5 protein-coding genes are annotated in these 6,587 nt (G+C 70.7%); 1 reads left to right on the top strand and 4 read right to left on the bottom strand.

The features are described 5' to 3' along the window. Positions 1-132: 132 nt before the first annotated feature. The 3 genes from ACFUN8_RS36550 to ACFUN8_RS36540 all read right to left on the bottom strand — a co-directional run bounded on the left by ACFUN8_RS36550 (position 133) and on the right by ACFUN8_RS36540 (position 3,644). Positions 133-1,551: a glutamate decarboxylase gene (locus tag ACFUN8_RS36550; RefSeq protein ID WP_383647531.1), complete on the bottom strand. Its 1,419-nt coding sequence runs from the start codon at positions 1,549-1,551 to the stop codon at positions 133-135. A 69-nt stretch (positions 1,552-1,620) separates the two neighbouring features. Next, positions 1,621-2,238 (bottom strand): NAD(P)H:quinone oxidoreductase, encoded by a 618-nt coding sequence (gene wrbA, locus ACFUN8_RS36545; RefSeq protein WP_383647526.1) that lies wholly within the window; start codon positions 2,236-2,238, stop codon positions 1,621-1,623. A 113-nt stretch (positions 2,239-2,351) separates the two neighbouring features. Next, entirely contained in the window at positions 2,352-3,644 is a 1,293-nt protein-coding gene (locus tag ACFUN8_RS36540) for an ion channel protein (RefSeq protein ID WP_383647524.1), read from the bottom strand. Between the two features lie 251 nt (positions 3,645-3,895). Between ACFUN8_RS36540 and ACFUN8_RS36535 the strand changes: the two genes are divergently transcribed. Continuing rightward, positions 3,896-4,723 carry a DedA family protein gene (locus ACFUN8_RS36535; protein ID WP_383647521.1) on the top strand — a complete coding sequence of 276 codons (828 nt, stop codon included), beginning with the start codon at positions 3,896-3,898 and terminating at the stop codon, positions 4,721-4,723. 67 nt (positions 4,724-4,790) lie between these two features. Here the strand turns inward: ACFUN8_RS36535 and ACFUN8_RS36530 are convergent, their stop codons facing one another. Beyond that, on the bottom strand, positions 4,791-6,458 hold the full coding sequence (locus ACFUN8_RS36530) for a threonine/serine exporter ThrE family protein (RefSeq protein WP_383647529.1): 1,668 nt from the start codon (positions 6,456-6,458) through the stop codon (positions 4,791-4,793). Positions 6,459-6,587 lie beyond the last annotated feature (129 nt).

The following is a 6,587-nucleotide window of genomic DNA, read 5'->3' as shown; positions in this document are numbered from 1 at the left end:
GTGTATCAGAGGCAGAACCGCACGCGGCGCACGGTGCGCCGCGGATCTCGGGGGGAATTCATGCGCAGTATTTCCACGCCCACGCCCACGCCCACGCCCACGCCTACGCCCGGGCGCATGTCCACGCGCCGGTCAATGGTGGAAAGCCGTGGCCGCCGACTTGTCCCGGCCCAACGGATGCGGCTGGCGCCGCAGTTCCGGCAGCAGCAGCCGCAGATCGGCGAGCAGCAGCGCGGCGAGATCGGCCGAGAATCCGTTGCGGCACACCACGCGCAGGACGGACAGATCCTCGCGGTTGGCCGGGAAGGTGTAGGCGGGCATGAGCCAGCCGTGCTCCCGCAGCCGCCGCGAGACGTCGAAGACGTCGAAGTTCGTCACGTGGGGGGCGGTGGTGAAGGCGAAGACGGGCAGTTCGTCGCCGTGGGTGAGCAGCCGGAAGTCGTCGATCGCGCCGATCTGCTCGGCCAGCCCCCGGGCCACGTCCCGCGCGGCCTGCTGGACGGCCCGGAATCCGTCCCGGCCGAGCCGGAGGAATGTGTAGTACTGGGCGACCACTTGCGCGCCGGGCCGCGAGAAGTTCAGCGCGAAGGTGGGCATCTCCCCGCCCAGGTAGTTGACGCGGAAGACCAGTTCCTCGGGCAGTTCGGCCGACGTGCGCCACAGCGCCCAGCCCACGCCCGGGTAGACCAGGCCGTATTTGTGCCCGGAGGTGTTGATCGAGGAGACGCGCGGGAGCCGGAAGTCCCAGACGAGGTCCTCGTCGAGGAAGGGCGCGACCATCGCGCCGGACGCGCCGTCGACATGGACGGGGATGTCGAGACCCGTGCGCTCCTGGAGGGAGTCGAGGGCCGCGCAGAGTTCGGCGACGGGTTCGTACGAGCCGTCGAAGGTGGAGCCGAGGATGGCCACGACGCCGATCGTGTTCTCGTCGCAGAGATCGGCTGCCGCCTGCGGGTCGAGGTGGAAGCGGTCGCCCTCCATGGGAAGGAGGCGGGCCTCGACCTCCCAGAAGTTGCAGAACTTCTCCCAGCAGACCTGGACGTTGACGCCCATGACGAGATTGGGCTTGGCGCTCCCCGGATAGCGGTCCCGGTTCTTCGTCATCCAGCGGCGCTTGAGCGCGAGCCCGGCGAGCATGCAGGCTTCGCTGGAGCCGGTCGTCGAGCAGCCGACGGCGGACCGCGGGTCGGGCGCGTTCCAGAGGTCGGCGAGCATCGTGACGCACCGCCGCTCCAACTCGGCGGTCCGGGGGTACTCGTCCTTGTCGATCATGTTCTTGTCCCGGCACTCCGCCATCAGCACACCGGCCTGGTTCTCCATCCAGGTGGTGACGAAAGTCGCCAGATTGAGCCGGGAGTTCCCGTCCAGCATCAGCTCGTCATGGACCAGCTGGTAGGCCGTGGACGGGGGCATGGGGCCGTCGGGCAGCCGGTGCGTGGGCGGGGCGGACGACATCCCGTTGGTCGGGTCGGCCTCACCGAAGAAGGGGTTGAGCGACAGCCGGCGCCGCTCGGCGTGGTCGTCCGCCGGATCCTCCGCCGGGCCTCTCATGTTGCCCTCGGCGCCCTGCGCGCCGCGTTGCGGTGCCATCGCTTTCCCTGCCTCCCGTGGTCTCTCGCCTCAGCCGCCGAGGCCGGTCTTGATGGCGCGGGTGAATTTCACGACCCGCTCGGCCTGGACGCGGGCGGCGGTCAGCGTCTGCTCGTTCACCGGGAGGTCGCCCTGTCCGGAGACGTGCGACGTGCCGTACGGATTGCCGTCGACGAACTTCGACGCGTGCGTGTAGCCGGGCGCGACGAGGATGCCGCCGAAGTGGTGGACGGTGTTGTAGAGCGAGACCAGCGTCGTCTCCTGACCGCCGTGCGGCGTCGCCGACGCCGTGAAGCCGCTGTAGACCTTGTCGGCCAGCTCCCCCTGCTGCCAGAGACCGCCGAGGGTGTCCAGGAACTGCTTGAGCTGCGCCGAGATATTGCCGTAGCGGGTGGGGGAGCCGAAGATCACGGCGTCCGCCCAGCGCATGTCGTCGGGCGTCGCCTCGGCGATGTCGGCGGTCGCCTCGATGTTGGCGACCCAGGCCGGATTGGTGTCGATCGCCGCCTGCGGGGCGAGTTCGGCGACCTTGCGGAGCCGTACGGTCGCTCCCGCCACCTCGGCGTCCTCGGCGATGGCCTTGGCCATCGTCGTGAGGGTGCCGGTTGCGGAGTAGTAGATGACGGCGACGTTCACGGACGTGGGCATGGCGGCTACCTCGATGGTCGGGCTTCGGCGGCGGGGACGTCAGGCGCGACGATACGGACAAAACGGGCCGTCGGCTCGCCGGGCGTCCGTTCGGAGTCTTCTGTCGGCGCGCGTCACCGCAGGGCCGTTCCGTCCGCGTCGAGCTGCATCTTGGGGAGCCCGGTCACCAGCAGGCAGGCGGGCAGTACGGCCACGCACAGCAGGGGAAGCAGATTCGGGTCCGCGGCGAGCACGGCCGCGGTGAACAGGCTCAGCCAGCCCTGCCGGGTGACGGCGAGCAGCACCCCGAGCACACCGCAGACGACCGCCACGGTCGGATGGGCGGCGGGCACGAGCGCATGGGCGAACAGTCCGAGGGAGACACCGATGAAGACCGCGGGGAAGATGCGCCCGCCCCGGAAGCCACAGGCCGCCGCGATCACCAGCGCGACCGTCTTCACGCCGCACATCAGCGCGAACCGTCCCGCCGACCAGCCGTCCGGGTCGGCGGCCAGCGTCTTTACCTCGTCCAGCCCCTTGAAAAGGGTGAGGTATCCGCCGAGCGCCCCGAGGAGGCCCAGGAGCAACCCCCCGACGGTCAGGGCGAGTACGGGACGCCCGAGGCGCCGGAAGGCGCTGTGGGCGTACGGGAAGGCGTACACGGCGGCCATACCCAGGGCCGCGGCGACCGGCGTGATCACGAGCGCGGTGAGGGCGTCGCTCCAGCGGGCGCCCGGATGGGCGGGCAGGTTCAGGTCGAAGGTCGGATGGTCGATCAGCACGGTCGTCAGCCCGCCGGCCCCCGCGGCGACCAGAGGCCCGAACAGCTTGTCCCAGAGCGAGCCCGGCCCCGGTCGGGTCGCGAAGGTCTCCGTGAGGATCAGCGCGGCGGCCACGGGCGTGCCGAACAGCGCCCCGATCGTGCCGGCGGCGGCCAGCGAGACCCAGAGCGCCGCCGGGGCGGCCGGAGCGGCCTTGCGGCCGAGCCAGTAGGCGAGCGCGATGTTGGCCGCGGTGATCGGGTTCTCCGGCCCGAGGCTCACGCCGCCCGCCAGCGCCAGCGTGGTGGCCAGCAGCAGACCGGGCACGACACCGGGCGGCAGTGGAGGGTCGACGAGCCCGGTCGTGGCGGGGTCGGGTCCCGCGTGGCCGTACACCTGCCGCACGACGAGACCCACCGCGAGGCCGGTCGCCGTGAGCATCACGATCATCCAGAGAGGGGAGTGCCGGCCGATGCCGAGCGCGTCGGGCAGCGTCTGCCAGACCACGTCCTCGATCAGCCCCGCCAGCTCGCTCACCCCGAGCAGGACGAGACTCGCGACCACTCCGACGACCAGGGAGGGGACGATCAGCGGAAGGAGCGTGCGTCCGGACGGGGACGAGGGCGGGGGTGGGGAGGAGGGATTGGACGGAGCGTCTGTGGCCACGCACACACCGTAATGGCGCAAATGCGGCAAACTGTCTCCGCGTGGCGCCCTGCGCGGACCGCGAGTGAAATGCGCGCTTCGGCTCGGTCCGTGCCTCTCTCAAGCCGTACGGACCGGGTGGAACCTCAGTCAGGGCCTGAGCGTTGATAGCTTTGGGCAGCCGACAACCGCTGATGGCGGCTGGACGACGCTGATGCAGCGACGGCCGATTTCGACGATCGACCGACTATCGACTCAGGAGCCCGGACCTCGTGACAACCCTTGCGCTCGGACCGAGCTGGCTCGACCCGGACTATCTGATCGGGACCTACGGTCTGATCGGCGTCCTGGTCATCGTTTTCGCCGAATCAGGCCTGCTCATCGGCTTCTTCCTGCCGGGCGACTCGCTGCTCTTCACGACCGGACTGCTGGTGACGGCCGGCACGCTCGACAGGCCGCTGTGGCTCGTCTGTCTCCTGATCGTGCTCGCGGCGATCATCGGTGATCAGGTCGGCTATCTCTTCGGCCGCAAGGTCGGCCCCGCACTCTTCACGCGCCCCGACTCCAAGCTGTTCAAGCAGGAGAACGTGGAGAAGGCGCACGAGTTCTTCGAGAAGTACGGCCCCAAGTCGCTGGTGCTGGCCCGCTTCGTGCCCATCGTGCGGACGTTCACGCCGATCATCGCGGGCGTCAGCCGCATGAACTACCGGTCGTTCGTCACGTTCAACATCATCGGCGGCGTGCTCTGGGGCGGGGGCGTCACGCTCCTCGGTGCCGCACTGGGCAAGATCGAGTTCGTCCACAAGAACATCGAGATGATCCTGATCCTGATCGTGGCGCTCTCGGTGCTGCCGATCGCGATCGAGTTGCTGCGGGCGCGCTCCAAGTCCAAGAAGGCCGCCGCGTCGGGCGAGCCCACGGCGCCCACAGCGCCTGGGGCCCCCACGGGGTACGTGCCGCCGGCCGCGCACACGCAGGTACCGCAGGACTTCCAGACCCAGCAGCTGCGGGTCACGCGCGACGAGTACGGCGCCCCTCGGCCGTACGTCCAGCCGGACGACCCGGAGGCCCCGCCGCGCGGGCGGCACGCCAGGCGCTGACGCGAGGGAGGCCCGCCGGTCACCGCACCGGCGGCACCGGCCTCCGGCACCGGCCGCATCAGCCGTATCAGAAGCCGCGCGTCCGCTTGGCCGCGCGGCGGCTCGACCCGCGTCCCGGGCCCGGCACCTTCAGGAACAGCCGGGAGATCTCACCGCCGAAGTTCACCCCGATGGCGATCGCCATGGCCAGCGCCGCGGCCTTCGACAGCGAGGCCAGCCCGTCGTCCACATGGTTCTGCGCGAGACCGAGCAGACCGAAGTATGTCGCCGAGCCGGGCAGCAGCGGCCCGATCGCGGCGGTGACGTACGGCAGCGCCGACGCGAACCGGTAGCGGGAGAACAGCTGCCCGAACAGCCCCACCACACCGGCCGCGACGGCCGTCGCCGCGACCGGGGAGATCCCACCGGTGACGTGCATCGCCCCGTACACCGTCCAGGCCACGCCCCCGTTCAGGGCCACCATCAGCACGGTGGATCGTTCCTGCTGGAGCAGGATCGCGAAGGCGAAACTGAGTGCCACGGCCGCGCAGATCTGGAGCACCGGCCGCCCCGCACCGGCCTGGAGCGCCGCGTCCGGGTCGAGCTGCGCGTCCAGCTGGACGCCCAGATACAGCGCGATCAGCACCCCCATGACGATCGCGATGAAGAAGTACATGACTTCGAGCAGCCGCGCGGCGGCGGTGATGTAGTAACCGGTCAGACCGTCCTGCACACCCGCCACCAGGGCCCGCCCCGGCAGCAGCGCGAAGAGCCCACCGGTGATCACGGCGGACGGACGCCCGTCCCAGTTCATGGCGGACCCGGCCAGCGTCAGCGCCACCCCCATCGCGGCCGGCGGCATCGCCGCGGCCACGAACTGGTAGAACTCCGGAATCCCGCGCCCGGCGCACAGCCACGCCAGCCGGTCGCCGAGCATCGCGCCGACCAGCGCGGCGACGAAGACCACCAGATCACCACCGACCAGCACCGACGCGGAGCCGGCCAGCAGCCCGCTCGCGGCGGTCAGCGCCCACCCCGGATACGGGTGCCGGTTACGCCGGATCTCGGCCAGCCGCCGGTACGCCTCCTCCAGGGTGACGTCGGTGTCCTCGGTGGTGATGTCGGCGACGAGCGTGTAGACGGCGGCGAGCCGGGTGTAGTCGGTGCCCCGCCTGCGTACGGTACGACTGGCCGTCACCGGGTCGTCCACCAGCGACGGCTGGTACGAGATCGACAGCAGCGTGAAGGTGACGTTCGGCTCGCAGCGGTCGAGACCGTACGCGCGGCTCACCGCGAACATCGCGGCCTCGACGTCCTCGGCCCCCTCACCGCCCGCCAGCAGCAACTCGCCGATACGCAGTGTCAGGTCGAGCACGCGCGGCACTGCGGGCCCGGCCTCGTCGTGCCGCTGCACGATCTCCGCCACCGGCCGGTCCCCGACAGGCATCCGCAGCAGCGTGCGCATCTGGTCCTGCCAGGGCGCCTCCTTACGGAGCCGCACGACCGGCATGCCCTCCGCGGGCGTGAACGCCTGGGGCGACTCCCGCGCGCGATAGGTCCGCGGCGGGTCGAAGGCCGACCGGTCGGTCTCCTGAGTGCTCTCCGGGCTCAGTCCCCGCGGAACGGCGAACTCCGAGGTGGGGCTGTCCTCCTCGGGAGCCGGCACCTGGTCCGTCCCGGACGGCGGAGTGAAGGCGCTGTGCGCCTCGTCGGACGGAGGCTTACGGTCCTCCGCCTCGTCCCGCTCGGCCACCACAGTTCTCGCCCTCACTCACTCTCGTCGGTGCCGCTCCGGCACGGTCGTACAGCCATCCGTTCAGTATGGACACGGGCGTTGGAACAGGCGCACGCGAGCGGCGGGCGGCGCACCCGCACGGTGCGCCGC

This window comes from Streptomyces sp. NPDC057307 (assembly GCF_042667665.1).
GTDB lineage: Bacteria > Actinomycetota > Actinomycetes > Streptomycetales > Streptomycetaceae > Streptomyces.
The sequence above is the reverse complement of the archived record's forward strand: the minus strand, read 5'-3'. Positions and strand labels throughout refer to the sequence as shown.

Excerpts from the sequence above, each read along its gene's own strand:
- ACFUN8_RS36550 (WP_383647531.1), bottom strand. The coding sequence starts at position 1,551 with ATGAGAGGCCCGGCGGAGGATCCGGCGGACGACCACGCCGAGCGGCGC.
- wrbA (WP_383647526.1), bottom strand. The coding sequence starts at position 2,238 with ATGCCCACGTCCGTGAACGTCGCCGTCATCTACTACTCCGCAACCGGC.